This is a genomic window from Pararhodobacter sp. (assembly GCF_036802785.1).
In the GTDB taxonomy this organism is placed as follows: Bacteria; Pseudomonadota; Alphaproteobacteria; order Rhodobacterales; family Rhodobacteraceae; genus Pararhodobacter.
This window is the reverse complement of sequence record NZ_DAIRVN010000014.1, coordinates 22,237-40,832: the sequence shown is the minus strand read 5'-3', so window position 1 is coordinate 40,832 and position 18,596 is coordinate 22,237. Positions and strand designations below refer to the sequence as shown.

The following is an 18,596-nucleotide window of genomic DNA, read 5'->3' as shown; positions in this document are numbered from 1 at the left end:
CCGAACATGACCGAGAGACTGAACTATTTCAAAGCCTCGCCCAAAGCGGTGCAGGCGATGCTGGCCCTTGAGGAGGAAACGCAGGCGCTGTCGATCCCGCTTGTACTGCGCGAACTGGTCAAGATGCGGGTGTCGCAGATCAATGGCTGCGCCTATTGCCTGAACATGCATGCGCCCGATGCAAGGGGCGCGGGCCTGTCGCAGCAAAAGCTGGATGTGCTGGCCGCATGGCGCGAAAGCCCGGTGTTCGATGCGCGTGAGCGTGCCGCCCTTGGCTGGGCCGAGGCGCTGACCCGGATCGAGGCCACGGGTGCGCCGGATGCCGATTACGCCACGCTGACGGATGCCTTCACGCCGAAGGAATGCGTGGACCTGACGCTGGTGATCATCGCCATCAACGGCTGGAACCGCTTTGCCGTCGGTTTCCGTGCGCTCCATCCCTTGCGCGCCGATGCAGCCTGAAGGGCATCTGGCATTGTTTCAGAGCGAGCGCCGCCGGTTGGCGGGGCTCGCCTATCGCATGACGGGGTCGGTGGCGGATACCGAGGACATCCTGCAACAGGCATGGATACGCTTTGCCGCGCAGCCCCTGGCCGCAATCGACACGCCCCCGCGCTATCTTGGCACGCTTGTTGCCCGGCTGTGCCTTGATCAGATCAGATCCGCCCGGGCGCGGCGCGAGCGCTATGTGGGCGCATGGCTGCCCGACCCGCTGGTTCACGACACAGCACTGGATGCGGAACAAAGCTGGATTGTGGCCGAGGATGTGGGGATCGCGCTGATCCTGACCCTTGACCGCCTGACGCCGGAAATGCGCGCGGCGTTTCTGCTGCGCGATGCCTTTGATTATTCCTTTGACGAGATTGCCGCCGTGGTGGGGCGCAGCCCCGCAACCTGCCGCCAGCTTGTGTCACGCGCGCGCAAACGGATGGCCGGGGCAGACCCGGGCCCGGCGCCTTCGCGTGCCGAGACCGCACCCCTCGTCGCGGCCTTCTGGCACGCGGCCCGCACGGGTGACATGCAGGCGCTGACCGCGCTTTTCGCCGAAGACATCGAGGTGCATACCGATGGCGGCGGCAAGGTGCCTGCGGCGATCAACGTGCTGCGCGGGCGCAGACGGGCAGTGGGGTTGTTCGCCGGGCTGGCGCGCAAACGCCCCCTTCCACCGCCGCCGCTGCCGCCGATCCGGCTGATCAACGGCGCGCCGGGTTTTGTGACGCGCGAGCCGGGGAATGTGCTGCAGGCCACCGCGCTGGGTATCCGCGCGGGCAAAATCACCGCCGTCTGGATTGTGCGCAACCCTGACAAACTGCGGCATCTGCGCGGCGATGAGGCGCACTAAGGCCCCGCCAGCGCCCGCTTCAGGCGGTGCATCATCAGCATGACGATCAGCCGGTGCGCGGGCGCGACGGGGATCATATAGGCGCGCCCGAACAGGTTATGCACCTTGACCGAGGAAGTGATGGTCAGCCGCTGCGCATGGGTGGTGACGCAGGTCAGCACATCCAGATGCCGGTCGCGCACCGACAGCGTCAGCATCTCCGGCTCAATCCGCTCGATCAGGAAGAAATCCAGCCGCTCGCCGATCTGCGGCTGCCGGGCGGGCTGCCCGGAAAAGCCGCCGATCCGCGCCACACCAAAACGCGCCGAGATAGCATCGCGCAGCCGGAAGGCCAGCGCCATGCCGGGCAGGGGCTGCTGCATCAGCCGGTTCCATGCCTCAAGCGCGCTCATCGGTTGGGGAAGGGCGATGCTGCGGGCATGGTGGAACAGCAGTTCCGCAGGTGGTGCAGCCAGATCAGGCCGGGTCATGACTGCCTCGCACGGCTTTGGCCAACGCGCGTCAGCGCCGGGATGGCGATGAAGTGGGTTCCTTGCGGTGTGGGCGCAAATCTGCCCGGTCGCGTGATGCCATAAAAGATGAAAAGTGCGGCGAAGCCAAGCCGATTGGCAACGAGAGCCGCCTCCATCCCCGGATCATTGCGTTTTGCGCGGCAGTCAAAGGCCTGCACCACCCGCACGACCGTGACCGCATGCCACAGTCAGTGGCAAGAGTGGCGAGGCCCGGGTTTGGCAGGGCGTTTTGCAGGGGCAGTTCCGGCTATGGGTTTTCACCGCCCGCGCAGCCGCCTTTTCAGATGTTCTCGCCGGACTGCTCAAGCTCCAGAATATTGCCCTCGGGGTCGCTTGCATAGACGATGTAATAAGGGCTTTGCGCCGTCCCGAAATCGGTGATGTCACCCAGCGCGGCGCCGCCCGCGCCGATGATCGCCGAGAGCATTGCGTGGATGTCTTTTACCCGAAACGCAAGATGGCGGATGCCGGGCGCATTCACGCCCGATGGCCCGCGCTCCGGGCTGGTCTTGTGCTGATGCAGCTCCAGAAAGGGTGTGTCCGCACCGGGGAACCCAAGCCAGACTGAACAGATATCGCAACCCGCAAGCCCGTTACCGCGCGACACCTTCTCCCCTGACAGAACCCGGGGTTCGCGCAGGGCTGCGCAGCCAAGGGCGGTGACATAGAACCGGGCAAGCGCATCTGCATCCCGGGTGACGATGTTGATATGGGCGAGTTTCATGGCGTGGTTCTCTCTGTGACGGCATTCTTATCGCAGTTTCAGCCCGCCCGCGAAACCGCATGCGCGGGCTGACGAAGGGCGGTAGTTGAAACCTGATCCGAAAGCGCCGATAAAGCCGCATTCCCCGGGTTGTCACGAAAGGCGGCAAGGCCCTTTCCGGGCCGTCCTCATGCGCCAGTTGTTCACCGATATCGCCGCTCCGCTTCTGCCACCCGGCCCCGTCGGCGCCCCGGGCAGGTCACGGCATGGGGGGCGCGGATGAGCGAGGCCCCGCTGCAACAGTGCCCGGTCTGCGCAGAACCGCGCGCCGAGGCCTTCGCGCGTATCGGCGGCCGCGATTACTGGCGCTGCCCGGATTGCGAGGCGCGTTTCCTTGCGCCTGCTCTGCGGCCCACGGCCAGGGACGAACACGCGCATTACCTGCATCATGAGAACGCGCCTGACGATCTGCGCTATCGCCGCTTCCTGTCGCGCCTGACAGAGCCCTTGCTGGAACGGCTCACCCCCGCCGCCGAGGGGCTGGATTATGGCTGCGGCCCCGGCCCGGCGCTGGCCGCGATGCTGCGCGAGGCCGGGCATGCGGTCGCGCTCTATGATCCGTTTTTCGCCCCCGATCCGGCACCCCTGCGCGCGACCTATGATTTCATCACCTGCACCGAGGTGGCCGAGCATTTCCACCACCCGCATGCCGAGTTCACCCGCTTGCGCGCGCTGCTGCGGCCGGGGGGATGGCTGGCGGTGATGACCTGTTTTCAGACCGACGATGCCCGCTTTGCCCAGTGGCACTACCGCAAGGACCCCACGCATGTGGTGTTCTACCGCGAGGCCACGTTTCACCATCTCGCGCGGCTCTGGGGCTGGGAGTGTGTGGTGCCCGTCAAGGATGTTGTCCTGATGCAGCGGCCACCGGCGGGGGGCGCGGCATGACAAGCTGGCTGCATGAGCAACGCCTTGAGGCGGCGCTGGCGGTTGTCCTTGAGGGCGGCGCGCAGAGCGTGCTTGATCTGGGCTGCGGTGATGGTGATCTGTTCGTGCGTCTGGCCGCCACGCCCGGGATCGCGCGTCTGGTCGGCATCGACATCTGCGAAGCCTCGCTTGAGCGGCTGCGGGGCAGGCTGGCCAAACAGCCGGTCGCGGCGGGGTCAGTTGCGTTGCGCCGCGCCTCGATGACGGTGGGTGACCCGGCGCTGGCGGGGTTCGACTGCGCGGTGCTGATCGAGACGATCGAGCATATTGATCCGTCGCATCTGTCCCAGCTTGAACGCGCCGTCTTTGGCCAGATGCGGCCGCGCAGGGTGGTCATCACCACCCCGAATGCCGAATTCAACCCGCTGCTGGGCGTGCCGCCAAACCGCTTCCGCCACCCCGATCACCGTTTTGAATGGCCGCGCGCCCGGTTCCGCAGCTGGGGGCAGCGCGTGGCCGGGGTCTGGGGCTATGCGGTGCGGTTCAGCGATATCGCGGGGTGTCACCCTGATTTCGGCGGCGCAAGCCAGATGGCGGTGTTTCAGGTTCAGCCCTGAAGGCGTGCTTATGACGGGCGCCGGAACGCCGCCCGCGCCGCTTCCGCCTTGGCGCGCATCACGCAGCCCGCAGCATGGTCGTTGATCAGCCCCATGGCCTGCATGAAGGCATAGACCGTGGTGGGGCCGACAAACTTCCAGCCGCGCTTGCGCAGCGCCTTTGACAGCGCCTCCGAGGTGGGGGAGGTGGAGCGGCTTTGCGGCGCGACCGCGTCCTCCTCCGGCTCGAAGCGCCAGAGGAACGCGGCGAGGGAGCCTTCGGTTTCCACCAGTTCGCAGGTGCGCTGCGCATTGTTGATCACCGCTTCGATCTTGCCCCGGTGACGCACAATGCCGCTGTCCTGCAACAGCCGCAGCACATCGGCCTCGTCAAAGAGCGCGACCTTGCGGAAATCGAACCCGGCAAAGGCCGCGCGGAAATTTTCGCGCTTGGCAAGGATGGTGCGCCAGCTCAGCCCCGACTGGAAGCTTTCAAGGCAGAGCTTTTCGAACAGGCGGATGTCATCGCTGACCGGATAGCCCCATTCATTGTCGTGATACGCAAGGAATTCGGGCGCTGAGGCACACCAGCGGCAGCGCGGTTGCCCGTCCAGGCCAGGGAGGAGTGTGCTCATGCCGGGGCCTTCAGGAAATCAGGCGCGCGAAAGGCGCGCGCCGGTGTGATCGTATCCGCCGGGCGATACCGGCAAGTGCGGTGGCCCCGAACCCCGCCTCACGGAACCGGATACCGGCGCGCCGGCTGAGGGTGTGGCGTGTGGCGGTGGCAGACATGGGCGGCCCTTGGGGTTCTCATCGTATGTCTAGGGCGCATGTTCTGATCCGTCAACCGCAGGGTCTGGCCCGCAAAACAACGCGCGCGCGCCGGAGGCGTGGCGCCCGGCGCAAAGTGCACCGGGCGCCAGGGCCGGGGCCTAGCCGGGTTGCCGCACCATATCGCCCTGCATCGCCGCAGGGCTTCGCGCGGCAAGCCATGCGAGCACCGGGCCGGAGACAAAGAGCGATGACGCGGTCGCAATCACCACACCCGCGATCATCGGCCAGGCGAACCCGGCAACCGCTGGCCCACCCCAGAGCGCCATGGGCAAGAGCGCAGCCAGCGTCGTGCCCGAGGTGAAGAGGCAGCGCGCCAGCACCTGATTGAGGCTGCGGTCAATCACCTGCTCAAGGGGGGCATCGCTGCCGCCGCGCAGATGTTCGCGGATGCGGTCATAGACCACCACCTTGTCGTTGACCGAATAGCCGATCAGCGTCAGCAGCGCGACGATCGTGGTCAGGTTCACCTCCCATCCGAGAAGTGCGATGACACCCAGTGTCTTGGTGACATCAAGGAACAGCACCGCGATGGCCCCGGCGGCAAAATGCCATTCGAACCGGACCCAGATATAGCCCAGCATCGCCAGCACGGCGAGGCCAAGGGCAATCAGCCCGGTGCTGGCAAGCTCACCGCTGATGGTGGGGCCGACAAGGTCGATCTGATCAAAGACCGCGCCCGGAACGGCCTGCGCGGCGGCAGCCTCGACCGCCGCGACGGTGGCCTGCCCGGCGGCACCCTGAACGCGGATCAGCACCTCGTTCGGGTCGCCAAAGGCCTGAAGGCTGGCATCCCCCGGCACACCAGCGGCGATGGCCGCGCGCAGTTCTGCCAGCGGCACGGCGCTGTCCGAGCGCAGCACCATCTGCACCCCGCCGGTAAAGTCGATCCCCAGCGTCGGCCCCGGCACCACCAGCGCCGTCACCGCGCCGACCGACAGCGCCGCCGAAAGGGCCAGCGCCAGCCGCCCGCGCCGCATGAAGGAAAACGCCCCGGGCGCCGGCACGCCTCCCACCAGCGGCGCAATCTCCAGCCGCGCGGGTTTGCGGCGGCGCACCAGCCCCTCCATCATGGCGCGCATCAGCACCACGGCGGTGAACATCGAGATCAGGATGCCAAGGCTCATGGTGATGGCAAAGCCGCGGATCGCACCGGCGCCGAACATGAACAGCAGCACCATCGCCAGAAGGGTGGTGATATTGGCGTCAAGGATCGTGGCCCATGCCCGCGCATAGCCCTGCGTCAGCGCCTTGATGGCGCTGACGCCTTTCGCGGTTTCCTCGCGGATGCGGCTGAAGATCAGGATGTTGCTGTCCACCGCGATGCCAAGGCACAGGATGATGCCCGCGATCCCCGGCAGCGTCAGTGTGGCGCCCAGAAGGCCAAGCGCGGTCAGCGTCAGCATCACGTTCAGCCCCAGAACCGCGCTGGCCAGAAGGCCCCAGCCGCCGTAAAGCCCGACCATGACCACCACCACCAGCCCCAGCCCCACTGCGCCCGTGATCAGCCCGGCGCGGATGGAATCGGCGCCAAGCGCGGCACCCACGCTGCGCTCTTCGATCACCTCAAGCGAGGCGGGCAGCGCGCCCGAGGTCAGCAGCACCGCCAGCGTCTGCGCCTCCTCAGCGGTGAACTCGCCGGTGATCTGGCCCTGACCGCCGGGAATGGCGGTCTGGATCACCGGGGCGGTCAGCACCGCACCGTCCAGCACCACGGCAAAGCGCTCGCCGATGTTCTCAGCCGTGATCGCGGCAAAGGCGATACCGCCTGCGCGGTCAAAGGCAAAGGTCACCATGGGGCGGCCGGTGTCAGGGTCAAAGGCGGCGGCGGCGCGCTCCAGCCGGTCACCGGACAGCGCCACCCGGTCTTCAACCGCAATCATGCCCGAGCCATCGCGCAGCGGCAGCATCTGAACCCCGGGACCGGCGGCGGGGGCCACCATCCGGAAATCCATCTTCGCGGTCGCCCCGAGAAGCGCGCGCAGCTGGCCCGGATTATCGACACCGGGCATCTGCACAAGGATACGGTCCGCGCCGACCCGGCTGATGACCGGCTCGGCAATGCCGACCTGATCCACGCGGTGGCGGATCACCTCAAGGCTGCGATCGGCGGCGCTGGTGGCGGCACTGTCCAGCCCGGCCCCGGTCAGGGCAAGATGCAGGGTGCCATCGGACATATCGACCGTGAACGCCGGGGGGGTGCCGGGCTCCGCCGCCTCATCCGCTGCGCCCTGAAGGGCGGTGAAGAGGGCATCATCTGCCGGGGCGGAAAGCACCAGCCCCTCGGTGCGGATTGTCGCCGGGCTGAGGTTCTGCGCCCGCATGGCGGCGACAAGGGTTTCGCGCAGGTCCTGAAGGCGGGCCTGAGCCAGATCCTCGCGGTCCACGGCCAGCAGCAGATGCGCGCCGCCCTGAAGATCAAGGCCAAGGGGCACGGTCTGGCTGGTGGCCCAGCCGGGCAGGGTATCGCGGAGGGATTGGGGGAAGAAATTCGGTAAAGCCATCGCTACTGCCAGAAGCAGCAGGACGGCATAGGTCATGATGACCCATGCTGGTCGACGCATGTTCAGTATCCATTTTTTGCCTGAGAGTTCAGCCTGACGAAACGTGTGTCAGGCCGCAGGCGGGCCCCTGACCGGGGGCAGGATGGCATCGGCAACACGCGGCAGGGGCGGTCGCGGGGCCGGGTGCAGCCGCGCCGCCTGAAGCGGCGGGCGGGGCGGAACGGCGCCCTGCGGCACCGCCATATCCGGCGGGGTATCACCGGGCAGGGGCGCGCGCAGAAACTGGCGCTGCAGGGGGAGGATGGCATCGGCCTGCGCGCCCGGTTTCTCGGCGGCGGGAATGCCCGGCGCACCCGTGCCGCCAGGCTGGTTCTGGGGCAGGCCGAACAGCAGGAAGGCCAGCACGACAAGGAGGCGCGGCAGCAACGCATGCGCCCGCAGCATCCCTGCCCGCAGCATTCCTGTCGCCGGCACCTGTGTCATCCCTGAGCCGCCCAGACATAGGCGGCATAGGCCACAAGCATCGCCACACCCACCCCGCGCCCGATCACCGAACGGGCCAGCAACAGCGCTGTCAGCACCAGCGACATGGCAATCAGGACCGGCAGATCAAAGGTCAGGAACCGCGCGGCAACCGGGATCGGCGTGATCAGCGCAGTCACGCCCAGAATGCCGAAGATGTTGAAGATGTTGGAGCCGACGATATTGCCGATGGCGATTGCCGATTGCCTGCGCAGCGCGGCAATCAGCGATGTCGCCAGTTCGGGCAGCGAGGTGCCGACGGCGACGATGGTCAGGCCGATGAAGGCCTCCGATATCCCGTAGCCGCGCGCGATGGAGACGGCGCCATCCACCAGAAACCGCGCGCCAAGCATCAGCGCCACCAGCCCGCCGATCACCCACAGAACCGACACCAGAACCGAGGACGGGGCGGGCAGCCCCTCTTCCTCGCTCACGCTTTCGCCGGGCTGACGGTAGGCCCAGACCAGATACCCGGCCAGACCCGCCACCAGCAGCAGCCCCGGCAGCCGCCCCACCTGCCCAAGGGCGAACATCGGCACCAGCAAAAGCGCACCTGCTACCATGACCACTGTGTCACGCCGCAGTGTCGCGCCCATGACCGTGATCGGCCAGACCAGCGCCGACAGGCCGATGATCAGCAGAATATTGGCGATGTTCGAGCCGATGATATTGCCAAGCGCAATATCCGGCACCCCGCGCCACGCGGCATCGACCGATACCAGCAGCTCAGGCGTGGAGGTGCCGAAACCCACAACCGTGAGGCCGATCAGCAGCGGCGGGATGGCCATGCGCCGGGCAATGCCGACACTGCCGCGCACCAGCGCCTCGCCGCCGAAGAACAGACCAATGAGCCCGGCAAGCAGATAGAGGTAATCCACGTCAACAATCCCTCGCAGGCAGCAGATCCACCCTCGGAGGAAGTTGTGGGTTCAGGGCGGGGGTTGCAAGACGCGCGCAGAATTAAATCCGTAATGCGCGCCCGCTCCTTCAGCCCCGCCCGGCGGCCAGCCCCGCATTCACCGGGCCCACCCCGGCATAGAGCGCCCGCCACAGGGCAAAGCGGGTGTCGGCCAGCCTTGCGCCTTCCGGGTCAGGGGTGAAGCGGCGGTCTTCGCGCACGAGGCTTTTTGCCGCCGTCGCAAGATCAGGCAGAAGGCCGGTGCCCACCCCCGCCATGACCATCGCGCCCATGGCCCCGGCATCGCGCGCTTCCATGCGGATCACGCTGCGCCCCAGCGCGTCGGCGCGGATCGCGCACCAAGCGTCTGACGTGGTGCCACCCCCGCCCGCCTGCACCGCGCTGACCCGGCGATCGCCCGACCGCTCCAGCGCCTCAAGCGCAAGGCGCGCCGAAAAGGCCACCCCCTCCATCACCGCCGCGACCATCTCGGCCGGGCCGGTTGCGCCCGAAAGCCCGGCAAACGCGCCGCGCGCCGCCATATCCCACAGCGGCGCGCGCTCGCCCTCAAGATGCGGCAGGAAAAGCGGGCTGTCGGCGATGACCGGCGCGGGTTCGGGCAGATCGGCGACATCGGTGCTGAAAAGGCGCGCCAGCCAGCCAAGCGAGGCACCCCCGGCCTGTGTCGGCCCCGCGTGCAGGGTGATCGCGCGCCATTCGGGGAAGGTGATCACCCCCGGCTCGGGCCGCCTGCGGGCAGAGATCAGGCCCAGCACCTCGGAGGTGCCGGACAGGTTCATCGCCTGCCCCTCGCTTGCAACGCCGGTGCCGAACATCGAGGCCCAGGCATCCATCGTGCCGGTCACCACCGGCACCCCGGCGAAAGGCCCGGCCAGTACGCGCCCGGCAATATCCAGCGGGTCCGCCAGCGGCGGCAGCACCTGTGCGGCGCGCGCGACCAGTGCCAGAACCGGGGCGGCGTAGCGATGGTCAGGCCCCACCAGACCGACGGCCGAGATCGGATCGCCGGAGACCCGGCCGGTCAGCCGGGCGATCACCCAGTCCTTGGGCAGCAGCACATGGGCGGTTTCCGCCCAGATATCGGGCGCGGTCCCGGCCATCCAGCCCATCCGCGACAGGGCATGGCTCGCGTCAATCGGTATGGGCGCCCCCAGCGCGCGGGTCTTTTCCTCAGCCGTGACGCGCGATTCCAGCGCCGCGCCATGCTCCGCCGCCCGCCCGTCCTGCCAGACGATGGCGGGCGCGAGCGGGGTCAGGCCGGGGCCGCAGAACAGATGCGTGTTGACCTGACTGGTGACGCCGATGCCCGCCACCTGCACACCGTCTCGCGCCGCGACCCCGGCGAAATGGTCAAGCGCCGCCATGACATGCGCCCACCAGTCTGCCGCGTCCTGCTCGACACGGCGTGGGGCGGGGCGCGCGGTCGGATAGGGCGCGGCGTAGCCGGCCAGCCGCCCGCCGGACAGCGTGCAGAGCACGCCCTTGACCGCGCTGGTGCCAATGTCGATCCCGATCAATGCCTGCATCCGCTGCCTTTCTGTGCGGCCGGGGTTCTGTCGCTGACTTTCCCCGGCGCCATCGCCTCTGGCCAATGTCAGGATATGCGTATTTGCGGCAAGATGAAGCGGCAAGGGCGTTCTGCATTCCCCGGGCGGTGCAAAAGGTGCTGCGGGCTGGACAGCGCAGCGCGCCCCTGCCAATAATCCACCCGGCAGGCCCGGGTGGCGGGCATTTCAGGGCTGGCAATTTCTGGGAGAGATCGGATGACAAGGATCACACGCGCAGCGGCGCTTGCCGCAGGGGCCTTGCTGGGCATGGCGGCGGGCGGGGCGCCGGGACAGGCGGTGGCCCAGACGGTGGCGGTGATCACCCCCTACCTCGCCCAGCCCGGCACGCAGTTCTATGTCGAGGCCTTCGAGGCCGAGGCGGCTGAGCTGGGCTGGAGGGTGAATGTCATCGACACCGCCGGCGACGTTGCCGCCGTGATCAGCCGGATCGAGGATGCGGTGACGCGCAATGTCGATGCCATCGTGATCAATGTGGACCCCGCGCAGGTGGGTGCCGGGCTGCACCGGGCGGCGGAGGCCGGGATTCCGGTGGTGGGGATGGATGCGGGCAATGACCCGATGGTCGCGGCCAATGTCACCTCGAACGGCTATGCGATGGCGGCGGAAACCGCCGTCTATGTCGCCAATCGGATCGGCGGAGCGGGCAATGTGGTGATGTTCACCTTTGACCCGTTTCCGCCCGTGCAGCTGCGCGGCGTGATTGCCGATGCAGTTTTTGCCAACCACCCCGATATCACCGTTCTTGACCGGGTGACGCCCGATGTATCAGACGGGGGGATCGCCGACAGCCGCGCGCGGATGGAGGCTATTCTGGCCGCCCACCCTGAGCCGGGCAGCATCGCCGCGGTCTGGGCCGCCTGGGATCAGCCGGCGCTGGGGGCGTTGCAGGCGATCGAGGCGGCGGGGCGCGAGGATGAGGGGATCGTGATCACCGGGATTGATGCCAACCCGCAGGCGCGCGATGCGATCGCGGCAGGCGGCAGTTTCGAGGCCTCGGTGGCGCAGGATTTCGCCGGGATCGGGCGGGCAACCGCGCAGACGGTGGCGCGGCTGCTGGCGGGCGAAACCCTTGTCTCGCGGGTTGTTTATGTGCCCACGGTGCTGATCACGGTGCAGAACGCCGTTGACTGACACGGGATGCCTGACCCTTGAGGGCGTCAGCCGCCGCTACGGCCCGGTGCAGGCACTGGACGATGTGCATCTGACCCTGCGCGCGGGTGAGGTGCATGCGCTCATGGGTGAGAACGGGGCGGGGAAATCCACGCTGATCCGCCTGATCGCGGGGCTGGAGGCGCCCGACAGCGGGGGGATGCGGCTGAACGGCGCCCCGGTGCGGATTGCCTCGGCCAGTGCGGCGCAGGCGGCGGGGCTGCGGTTTCTGCATCAGGAACTGCATGTGGTGCCGTCGCTGTCGGTCGCCGAGAACATGCACCTTTCCCTGCCATATCCGCGCCGTCTGGGCCTTGTGGACTGGCGCGTGCTGAACCGGGCGGCGCGGGGCGCGCTGGACCGGCTGCGGGTGGACCATATCGACCCGCGCCAGCCGATGTCGCGCCTTGGGCCGGGCGATCAGATGCTGGTGCGGATTGCGGCGACCCTGCTGGGCGCGGACCGGCCATGGCTTTACGTCATGGACGAGCCGACCGCCGCCCTGACGGGGGCAGAATCGGAGCGGCTGTTTGCCGTGATCGGTGAGCTGACCGGGGCGGGGGCAGGGGTGCTGTACGTCAGCCACCGCATGGCCGAGGTGACGCGCCTTGCCCGCCGGGTCACGGTGCTGCGCGACGGCAAGGTGGTGTCCTGCCACCCGATGCAGGATACCGACCAGACCACCATCATCCATGACATGACCGGGCGCGACCTGTCCGAGCTGTTCCCGCCGCGCATCGCGCAGCCAAAAGCGGAGCCGGTGCTGCGCGTGCGGGGGCTGCATTGCGCGGGCCTGTCCGACATCGACCTTGACCTTGCGCCGGGTGAGGTGCTGGCCATCGCCGGGCTGGCCGGCTCCGGGCGCGGGGCGCTGCTGCGCGCGCTGATCGGCGCGATCCCGCGCGCGGGGGGCGCGATCACGCTGAACGGGCGCGACCCGGGCCGCAGCCCGGCAGAAACCTGGGCGGCGGGGATGGCCTATGTCCCGCGCGAGCGGCGCGCCGAGGGGTTGATGATTCACCGGCCGATTGCCGAGAATGTGGCGCTGCCGCATCTGTCAGCCCTCGCCCGCGCCGGTGTTCTCGTGAACCGCCGGGCCGAGGCCGCGCTGGTCAGGGAGCAGGGCGGGCGGGTGCGGCTGCGCGCGGCCTCGCACCGGCAGCATTGCGATCATCTGTCAGGCGGCAACCAGCAGAAGGTGCTTTTCGCCCGCGCCATCGCCGGGCGGCCCCGGGTGCTGCTGCTGGATGAGCCGACGCGCGGCGTGGATATCGGCGCGAAATATGAGATTTACCGCCTGATCCGCGAACTGGGCGCCGCCGGTATGGGCGTGATCCTGACCTCGTCTGACCTGACCGAGGTGCTGGGCCTTGCCGACCGTATCGCCGTGCTGCAGGAGGGGCGGCTGGCCCGTCTGGTGGACAATACCGCGCTGAGCGAGGCGCAGCTTCTGACCCTGTGTTACCCGGAGATGCCATGATTTTCCTGCGACGCTCTGCCAGTCTGATCGGCATGCTGGGCATCATCCTGTTTTTCTGGGTCAGCCTGCCCGATACCTTCATGACCGCGCGCAACCTGCTGAACATCAGCCAGCAGATTTCCATGCTGGCGGTGATCGCGGTGACGATGACCGTAGTCATGGTGATGGGCGATTTTGACCTGTCGGTGGGTTCCATGGCCTCGCTTGCCGGGGTCGTTGCGGCGGTGATGTTCGCCGCCGGATGGCCGGTGCCTGCGGCCCTGGCGGCGGCGCTGGCGGTGGGGCTGGCAGGCGGGCTGATCAACGGGGTGCTGGTCAGCGTGATCGGCATTCTGCCCTTTGTCGCGACGCTGGCCACGCTGACCGTCTATTCCGGCGCGGCCTTTCTGGTGTCCGGCGGGCGCACGATCTTTGGCCGCGCCATTCCCGAGGCGTTCTCCGGCTTTGCCCGCTCCGGCATCGTGCTGGGTGGGGGAGAGCGGCCGCTTGTGCTGCCGTGGCTGACGATCACCGCGCTGGCGGTCACCCTCGTGATCTGGGTGATGCTGGAACAGACGAATTATGGCCGCCGCCTCTATGCCATCGGTGGCAATGCCACGGCGGCACGGCTTGCGGGGGTGCGGGTGACGCTGCTGCGGCTGACGGCCTTTGCCTTTACCGGGGTCGGTGCGGCCATCGCCGGGCTGATGTATGCCAGCCGCGTCGCCTCGGCCAATCCGACGCAGGGCGACGGGTTGATGCTGACCGGCATCGCGGCGGTGTTTCTTGGCATGACGCTGACCGAAAGCGGGCAGCCGCGGGTGCTGGCGACGCTGGCAGGGGTGGTCACGCTGGGCGTGCTGGACAACGGGCTGACACAGATGGCGGTGGACAGCTATGTGCGGCAGGTGCTGGTGGGCCTGATCATTCTGGGCGCGGTGAGCGTCAGCGCGCTGAGCCGCCGGGCGCGGTAAGGCGGGGAGAGGGCTTGGCATGGCCGCTGATCCGGGGCAGAATACCGGCATACCGGAAGGGCTTGAACACCGATGAAGGCCGCGCGACGAACCCTCTGAATGTCGCGCCCCCGCATCCTGCCGGGGGCTGTGCGCGAAGCCATGGGCTTTCGCGCCGTCTTTACCTGTGCGGTCCCGGCCTGTGAGGTCACGGATTGTGCGGGCGAACGGATCCCTCATTCAGAGACCTTCAGATGGACAACTATTTCGAAAGCCCCTTCCGGGGCGTGACGCTTGACCGGCAGGTCACACATCCAAACCTCATTGTCGGGCGCTACAGCTATTACTCCGGCTATTACCACGGCCACAGCTTTGACGACTGCGCCCGCTATCTTTTGCCCGATGACGGCGCGGACCGGCTGATCATCGGCAGTTTCTGTTCGATCGGCACGGGGGCGGCTTTCATCATGGCGGGCAATCAGGGGCACCGGCATGACTGGATCAGCACCTTTCCCTTTTACTGGATGTCCGAAGAACCCGTCTTTACCGGCGCGGCGAACGGCTATCTGGCGGCGGGGGACACCGTGATCGGCAACGATGTCTGGATCGGGGCCGAGGCGGTCATTCTGCCCGGGGTCAGGATCGCCGATGGTGCGGTGATCGGCACCCGCGCGCTGGTGACGCGCGACGTGGCGCCCTATGCGATTGTCGGCGGCAACCCCGCCAAGGTGATCCGCAGGCGGTTTGAGGACCGGCTGGTCGCGCTGTTGCTGGACATGAGGTGGTGGGACTGGACCGATGATCAGTTGCGCGCGGCGATGCCGCTGCTGAGCAGTGGTGCGGTCGAGGAGCTGCACAGGCACTGGATTGAGAATATCCGCCCGGTCTGACGCGAAGGTGCCTGCCCTCATGAAACGGGGGCAGGCGACCCGCTTTGACCCTGTCCGGGCCGCCCCGTTCCTGCTTGTCGCCGCAGCGGTTGTGCGGCAGTCTGGGGCGGGCCGGAAAGGGAACGGGGATGTCCAAAGCCGCTGACAGCGTGATTGACCTTTATCAGACCCACGCCGCCGCCTGGCTTACCCTGCGCGCAACGGCGCTGATGGAGCGGCCCTGGCTGGAACGCTTCCTTGCATCGCTGCCCTCAGGGCCGCCCGGCGAGCGCGCTGTTCTGGATCTTGGCTGTGGCACCGGCCAGCCCATCGCAGGCTATCTGATTGAAAACGGCTGCCATATCACCGGCGTGGACGGCGCCGCAGCGATGACCGATATCGCCCGCGCGCGCTTTCCGGCGCAAAGATGGATCACCGCCGATATGCGCGATCTGCCGCCGCTGGGGCGGTTTCACGGGCTGGTGGCGTGGCACAGCTTTTTCCACCTGACGCCCGAAGACCAGCGGCCGCTGTTTGAAACCTTCAGCCGTCTTGCCCTTCCCGGTGCCGCGCTGCTGTTCACCTCCGGCACGGAGCAGGGCGAGGCGATCGGCACGTTCGAGGGGCAGCCGCTCTATCATGGAAGCCTCGATAGCGCTGAATACCGGCAGCGGTTGGAAAAGAACGGGTTTGAGGTGATCTGCCATGTCGAAAACGACGCCTCCTGCGGTGGTGCGACGATCTGGCTGGCGCGGAAAGCGGCGGGCGTGGTGTAGGGCAGGGCGGCCGGGTCAGTTTCCGGCGCCGATCCCCTCCACCACCAGCCGGACGATCTTGCGGATTTCGGCCTCGCTGACCGTGGCGCCGGGCAAAGCGCTCAGCATCGCCTGACCATAAACCGCCAGCAGGATCAGCGCCATGAACCCGGCGGGTTCGTCCTGCCGTATGCGCCCCTGTTGCTGGCCAAGCACCACGGTATCACGCACAAGCCCCTGAAAAGACGGGCGATCCGGCGGCGGGTGGGCGGATGGTCTTTCGCGCGGTGCCAGTGCAAGCCGGGCCAGTGCGGGGTTGGCAATGCACCAGTGCGCGCTGTCGATGAGCACCATTTCCATCAGCGCCACGGCATCTTCATTCGCGGCAATGCGCGCGCGGTAGCCGGTATCTGCCGCCTCGGCACGCGCGATCAGGCTCAGCGCGATGTCTTCTTTCGAGCGGAAGAGGTTGTAGACGGTCTTGCGGGTCAGCCCGGCGCGGGTGGCGATTTCCTCAACCGAGGTGCCGTCAAAACCCGACTGCCGGAAGGCGGCATCGGCGGCGTCGAGGATCTGGGCGCGGGAGCGGTCGGTGCGTTTCATGCTTGCCATAAGTATACACTAGTGTAATTTTATACATCTGTAAAGATTCGTGGAGGGTGTCATGCTGACCAAGTTCGGGCCGGATATCTGGATTGCTGACGGGCCGGTTGTGACGGCAGCGGCGGGGTTTCATTACCCCACCCGCATGGCCGTCCTCCGCCTGCGTAACGGCGATCTGGTTCTGTGGTCACCCGTTGCGCTTGGCCCTGAACTGCGCGCGCAAATCGAGGCCCTGGGCAAGGTCCGCTATCTGATCGCGCCGAACAGCCTGCACCACACGTTCCTTGCAGACTGGCACCGCGCCTTTCCGCAGGCTCAGGTCTTCGCCCCGCCCGGTCTGCGCGAGAAGCGCCCGGATATCACAATCGCGGGCGAGATCGGCACCGCCATGCTGCCCGGCTGGGACGGGGAAATTGACGTGGTGGTGGTGCGCGGCAACCAGATCACGACAGAGGCGGTCTTCTTCCACCGTGCCAGCCGGACCGCCCTTTTTACCGATCTGCTGCAACAGTTCCCGCCGGGCTGGTTCACCGGCTGGCGGGCCATCCTCGCCCGGCTTGACCTGATGACGGCGCCCGAACCCTCGGTTCCACGCAAGTTCCGGCTGGCCTTTACCGACCGGGCGGCGGCCCGAGCGGCGATACGGCAGATTCTGGAATGGCCGACAGAGAAGGTTCTGATGGCCCATGGCGCACCCGTCACGGCGCAGGGGCAGGCCTTTCTGCGCCATGCGCTCCGATGGCTGAGGCCCTGAGGGAGCCTTCCGGCAGCAGTGATGCCCGCGAGGAAAGTGCCGAAACTCTGCCGTTGATCCGTCCGAGGCGGCGCGGTAAGCCAGCTTGTCCACAGGTGAGGGCAGTATGGAAAACCGGCCACGCATCTATCTGACGGGGGCATCCTGCGCGGGTGTCTCCACCCTAGGCGCATTGTTGAGCCAGCAGTTAGACGTTCCGCAACTGGATGTCGATGATTTTTACTGGATGCCCACCGACCCGCCCTTCACCACCAAGCGCCCGCCCGACGAGCGGGTGCGCCTCATCGGACAACAGCAAAGCGAGGCCGATGGCTGGGTGCTGACGGGTTCCTTCATCGGTTGGGGGGATGCCCTGATCGATCAGGTTGATCTGATTGTGTTTGTTCAGACAAGCACCGCGCTGCGGCTTCAGCGCCTCGATGCGCGGGAGGCAGCGCGGCACGGCGCGCGGATCCTGCCGGGCGGCGATATGCACGCGGCGCATATGGCGTTCAGAAATTGGGCATCGCGCTATGACGACCCCGCGTTCAGCGGGCGCAATCTGGCGCAGCATGAGCTCTGGTTGCGTGAACAAACCGCCCCGGTTCTGCGCCTTGACGGCGCGCAACCCTCCGGCGCATTGGCGCTGCGCGTGGCGCAGATGCTTTCCCACGCGCGGGCCTGACATTGCGACGGCTGGAACGGTCGGACGGCAAAAAAGGAAGCGGACCAAAGAAAACGGGGCGGCTTTCGCCGCCCCGTCAGCATTCGTGCAGATCGGTCAGATCAGAAGCGGAACGAAGCGCCCAGCGCAACGCCCGTGGTGCGCACACCGGAATCACCGCGGGTGCGGCCGTGCAGCACTTCGCCGGTCACGATCATGTTGTTCTGCATCAGGTGCGAGACGCCGACACCGGCAACCCAGCCATTGTTGCTGCGGCTGTCGCCACCGCCAACGGCATCATGGCTGACACGGGTGGCACCCAGGGTACCGAAGCCCCAGAGGCGGCCATCCTGACCGAATTTCGGGCCAGCGCGCAGACGGGCGGAAGCGCCCCAGCTGACTTCACGGTTGCCAACGGTCTGATCGAAACCAGGAGCGACCGACAGTTCAGCACCAGCAACCCAGTCGCCCAGGTCCATGTTGTAACCGCCGTGCAGAGCGCCGCTGCCGCCGGTGGTCCGGCCGCTGCCTGCAGCGTTGTCCCAGGTCGCGCGGCCAAAGCCGAGCGTCGCACCGAGATAGGCGCCAGTCCAGTTTACGCTGGAATGCTGAACCGGTGCGGGGGCCATGACAGGGGCCTCCACGATTGGTTCAACCATGCTGCCTGCAAAAGCGGGGGCGGTGAAACCGCTAACCAGTGCGATGGCGATAAGTTTTTTCATTTGGTCTTCTCCTTGCCAAGTCAGCCTCACGTCAAGACTGCTTCATTAGTCAGAGTTAAATGCGCGGTTCCGGGTAAAGGTTCCTGCATCGTACAAGCTCTTCCCCCTAATGCGCTGAACTGTTGCCAGACCGCAACAGGGCTGGCGATCACAAAAATGACAACGGCGGGTTACCGCGCACGTCGGCGTTCAGCCGCTCAGCCCCGTCATGTGGGCGGGGCAGGGCCGGGGGCGTCCGGCTCTGAAATTTTCCACCATGCCGGGA

General features: G+C 67.2%; 21 protein-coding genes. 11 read left to right on the top strand and 10 right to left on the bottom strand.

Features of this window, described 5'->3' with window-relative positions:
- Window positions 1–6: 6 nt before the first annotated feature.
- Window positions 7–462, top strand: coding sequence for a carboxymuconolactone decarboxylase family protein (locus V7Q53_RS07335; RefSeq protein WP_333827876.1), 456 nt, complete (start codon window positions 7–9; stop codon window positions 460–462).
- Window positions 452–1,342, top strand: coding sequence for an RNA polymerase sigma factor SigJ (gene sigJ / locus V7Q53_RS07330; RefSeq protein ID WP_333827875.1), 891 nt, complete (start codon window positions 452–454; stop codon window positions 1,340–1,342). Before V7Q53_RS07335 ends, sigJ begins: the two co-directional genes overlap by 11 nt.
- Here sigJ and V7Q53_RS07325 read toward each other — a convergent pair.
- A complete protein-coding gene (locus V7Q53_RS07325; RefSeq protein ID WP_333827874.1) occupies window positions 1,339–1,812 on the bottom strand; it encodes a DUF2867 domain-containing protein in 474 nt (157 codons plus the stop codon). The two genes, sigJ and V7Q53_RS07325, sit on opposite strands and share 4 nt — an antisense overlap.
- A 322-nt stretch (window positions 1,813–2,134) precedes the next feature.
- Entirely contained in the window at window positions 2,135–2,578 is a 444-nt protein-coding gene (locus tag V7Q53_RS07320; protein WP_333827873.1) for a VOC family protein, read from the bottom strand.
- Window positions 2,579–2,836: 258 nt separating this feature from the next.
- On the opposite strand from V7Q53_RS07320, the gene V7Q53_RS07315 reads away from it, so the two are divergent.
- Window positions 2,837–3,505 (top strand): class I SAM-dependent methyltransferase, encoded by a 669-nt coding sequence (locus V7Q53_RS07315; RefSeq protein ID WP_333827872.1) that lies wholly within the window; start codon window positions 2,837–2,839, stop codon window positions 3,503–3,505.
- The gene (locus tag V7Q53_RS07310) at window positions 3,502–4,101 is read left to right on the top strand and encodes a methyltransferase domain-containing protein (RefSeq protein WP_333827871.1); all 600 of its coding nucleotides are present in this window, start codon (window positions 3,502–3,504) and stop codon (window positions 4,099–4,101) included. Before V7Q53_RS07315 ends, V7Q53_RS07310 begins: the two co-directional genes overlap by 4 nt.
- An 8-nt stretch (window positions 4,102–4,109) precedes the next feature.
- Here the strand turns inward: V7Q53_RS07310 and V7Q53_RS07305 are convergent, their stop codons facing one another.
- From V7Q53_RS07305 to V7Q53_RS07280, 6 genes are all read right to left on the bottom strand, one after another.
- Entirely contained in the window at window positions 4,110–4,715 is a 606-nt protein-coding gene (locus V7Q53_RS07305) for a DNA-3-methyladenine glycosylase I (RefSeq protein WP_333827870.1), read from the bottom strand.
- A gap of 10 nt (window positions 4,716–4,725) precedes the next feature.
- Window positions 4,726–4,872, bottom strand: a complete 147-nt coding sequence (locus V7Q53_RS07300; RefSeq protein ID WP_333827869.1) for a hypothetical protein — start codon at window positions 4,870–4,872, stop codon at window positions 4,726–4,728.
- 140 nt (window positions 4,873–5,012) lie between these two features.
- Complete coding sequence (secD, locus tag V7Q53_RS07295; protein WP_333827868.1) at window positions 5,013–7,475, bottom strand: protein translocase subunit SecD; 2,463 nt, start codon at window positions 7,473–7,475, stop codon at window positions 5,013–5,015.
- Between the two features lie 48 nt (window positions 7,476–7,523).
- The gene (locus V7Q53_RS07290; protein WP_333827867.1) at window positions 7,524–7,898 is read right to left on the bottom strand and encodes a hypothetical protein; all 375 of its coding nucleotides are present in this window, start codon (window positions 7,896–7,898) and stop codon (window positions 7,524–7,526) included.
- Window positions 7,895–8,815 (bottom strand): calcium/sodium antiporter, encoded by a 921-nt coding sequence (locus V7Q53_RS07285; RefSeq protein ID WP_333827866.1) that lies wholly within the window; start codon window positions 8,813–8,815, stop codon window positions 7,895–7,897. Before V7Q53_RS07285 ends, V7Q53_RS07290 begins: the two co-directional genes overlap by 4 nt.
- Before the next feature lie 109 nt (window positions 8,816–8,924).
- A complete protein-coding gene (locus tag V7Q53_RS07280; protein WP_333827865.1) occupies window positions 8,925–10,382 on the bottom strand; it encodes a xylulokinase in 1,458 nt (485 codons plus the stop codon).
- A gap of 237 nt (window positions 10,383–10,619) precedes the next feature.
- On the opposite strand from V7Q53_RS07280, the gene V7Q53_RS07275 reads away from it, so the two are divergent.
- The 5 genes from V7Q53_RS07275 to V7Q53_RS07255 all read left to right on the top strand — a co-directional run bounded on the left by V7Q53_RS07275 (window position 10,620) and on the right by V7Q53_RS07255 (window position 15,630).
- A complete protein-coding gene (locus V7Q53_RS07275) occupies window positions 10,620–11,555 on the top strand; it encodes a substrate-binding domain-containing protein (RefSeq protein ID WP_333827864.1) in 936 nt (311 codons plus the stop codon).
- Complete coding sequence (locus V7Q53_RS07270; RefSeq protein ID WP_333827863.1) at window positions 11,548–13,053, top strand: sugar ABC transporter ATP-binding protein; 1,506 nt, start codon at window positions 11,548–11,550, stop codon at window positions 13,051–13,053. The genes V7Q53_RS07275 and V7Q53_RS07270 overlap by 8 nt, the downstream gene beginning before the upstream one ends.
- The gene (locus V7Q53_RS07265; RefSeq protein ID WP_333827862.1) at window positions 13,050–14,006 is read left to right on the top strand and encodes an ABC transporter permease; all 957 of its coding nucleotides are present in this window, start codon (window positions 13,050–13,052) and stop codon (window positions 14,004–14,006) included. The genes V7Q53_RS07270 and V7Q53_RS07265 overlap by 4 nt, the downstream gene beginning before the upstream one ends.
- 233 nt (window positions 14,007–14,239) lie before the next feature.
- Entirely contained in the window at window positions 14,240–14,875 is a 636-nt protein-coding gene (catB, locus tag V7Q53_RS07260; RefSeq protein WP_333827861.1) for a type B chloramphenicol O-acetyltransferase, read from the top strand.
- 128 nt (window positions 14,876–15,003) lie between these two features.
- Window positions 15,004–15,630 carry a class I SAM-dependent DNA methyltransferase gene (locus V7Q53_RS07255; protein ID WP_333827860.1) on the top strand — a complete coding sequence of 209 codons (627 nt, stop codon included), beginning with the start codon at window positions 15,004–15,006 and terminating at the stop codon, window positions 15,628–15,630.
- A 15-nt stretch (window positions 15,631–15,645) separates the two neighbouring features.
- Here the strand turns inward: V7Q53_RS07255 and V7Q53_RS07250 are convergent, their stop codons facing one another.
- A complete protein-coding gene (locus V7Q53_RS07250; RefSeq protein ID WP_333827859.1) occupies window positions 15,646–16,212 on the bottom strand; it encodes a TetR/AcrR family transcriptional regulator in 567 nt (188 codons plus the stop codon).
- Window positions 16,213–16,273: 61 nt separating this feature from the next.
- On the opposite strand from V7Q53_RS07250, the gene V7Q53_RS07245 reads away from it, so the two are divergent.
- Complete coding sequence (locus V7Q53_RS07245) at window positions 16,274–16,966, top strand: DUF4336 domain-containing protein (protein ID WP_333827858.1); 693 nt, start codon at window positions 16,274–16,276, stop codon at window positions 16,964–16,966.
- A 106-nt stretch (window positions 16,967–17,072) separates the two neighbouring features.
- Window positions 17,073–17,630 (top strand): ATP-binding protein, encoded by a 558-nt coding sequence (locus V7Q53_RS07240; protein ID WP_333827857.1) that lies wholly within the window; start codon window positions 17,073–17,075, stop codon window positions 17,628–17,630.
- A 101-nt stretch (window positions 17,631–17,731) separates the two neighbouring features.
- On the opposite strand, the gene V7Q53_RS07235 is transcribed toward V7Q53_RS07240, so the two are convergent.
- Window positions 17,732–18,331, bottom strand: a complete 600-nt coding sequence (locus V7Q53_RS07235) for an outer membrane protein (protein WP_333827856.1) — start codon at window positions 18,329–18,331, stop codon at window positions 17,732–17,734.
- Window positions 18,332–18,596: the final 265 nt, after the last annotated feature.

What these genes read in the sequence shown, in the direction of transcription:
- V7Q53_RS07325 (WP_333827874.1), bottom strand. Translation starts at nt 1,812, where the DNA reads ATGACCCGGCCTGATCTGGCTGCACCACCTGCGGAACTGCTGTTCCAC.
- secD (WP_333827868.1), bottom strand. Translation starts at nt 7,475, where the DNA reads ATGCGTCGACCAGCATGGGTCATCATGACCTATGCCGTCCTGCTGCTT.
- V7Q53_RS07335 (WP_333827876.1), top strand. Translation starts at nt 7, where the DNA reads ATGACCGAGAGACTGAACTATTTCAAAGCCTCGCCCAAAGCGGTGCAG.
- V7Q53_RS07240 (WP_333827857.1), top strand. Translation starts at nt 17,073, where the DNA reads ATGGAAAACCGGCCACGCATCTATCTGACGGGGGCATCCTGCGCGGGT.
- V7Q53_RS07320 (WP_333827873.1), bottom strand. Translation starts at nt 2,578, where the DNA reads ATGAAACTCGCCCATATCAACATCGTCACCCGGGATGCAGATGCGCTT.
- V7Q53_RS07305 (WP_333827870.1), bottom strand. Translation starts at nt 4,715, where the DNA reads ATGAGCACACTCCTCCCTGGCCTGGACGGGCAACCGCGCTGCCGCTGG.
- sigJ (WP_333827875.1), top strand. Translation starts at nt 452, where the DNA reads ATGCAGCCTGAAGGGCATCTGGCATTGTTTCAGAGCGAGCGCCGCCGG.
- V7Q53_RS07235 (WP_333827856.1), bottom strand. Translation starts at nt 18,331, where the DNA reads ATGAAAAAACTTATCGCCATCGCACTGGTTAGCGGTTTCACCGCCCCC.
- V7Q53_RS07245 (WP_333827858.1), top strand. Translation starts at nt 16,274, where the DNA reads ATGCTGACCAAGTTCGGGCCGGATATCTGGATTGCTGACGGGCCGGTT.
- V7Q53_RS07250 (WP_333827859.1), bottom strand. Translation starts at nt 16,212, where the DNA reads ATGAAACGCACCGACCGCTCCCGCGCCCAGATCCTCGACGCCGCCGAT.
- V7Q53_RS07275 (WP_333827864.1), top strand. Translation starts at nt 10,620, where the DNA reads ATGACAAGGATCACACGCGCAGCGGCGCTTGCCGCAGGGGCCTTGCTG.
- V7Q53_RS07290 (WP_333827867.1), bottom strand. Translation starts at nt 7,898, where the DNA reads ATGACACAGGTGCCGGCGACAGGAATGCTGCGGGCAGGGATGCTGCGG.
- V7Q53_RS07310 (WP_333827871.1), top strand. Translation starts at nt 3,502, where the DNA reads ATGACAAGCTGGCTGCATGAGCAACGCCTTGAGGCGGCGCTGGCGGTT.
- V7Q53_RS07265 (WP_333827862.1), top strand. Translation starts at nt 13,050, where the DNA reads ATGATTTTCCTGCGACGCTCTGCCAGTCTGATCGGCATGCTGGGCATC.
- V7Q53_RS07315 (WP_333827872.1), top strand. Translation starts at nt 2,837, where the DNA reads ATGAGCGAGGCCCCGCTGCAACAGTGCCCGGTCTGCGCAGAACCGCGC.
- V7Q53_RS07300 (WP_333827869.1), bottom strand. Translation starts at nt 4,872, where the DNA reads ATGTCTGCCACCGCCACACGCCACACCCTCAGCCGGCGCGCCGGTATC.
- V7Q53_RS07280 (WP_333827865.1), bottom strand. Translation starts at nt 10,382, where the DNA reads ATGCAGGCATTGATCGGGATCGACATTGGCACCAGCGCGGTCAAGGGC.
- catB (WP_333827861.1), top strand. Translation starts at nt 14,240, where the DNA reads ATGGACAACTATTTCGAAAGCCCCTTCCGGGGCGTGACGCTTGACCGG.
- V7Q53_RS07255 (WP_333827860.1), top strand. Translation starts at nt 15,004, where the DNA reads ATGTCCAAAGCCGCTGACAGCGTGATTGACCTTTATCAGACCCACGCC.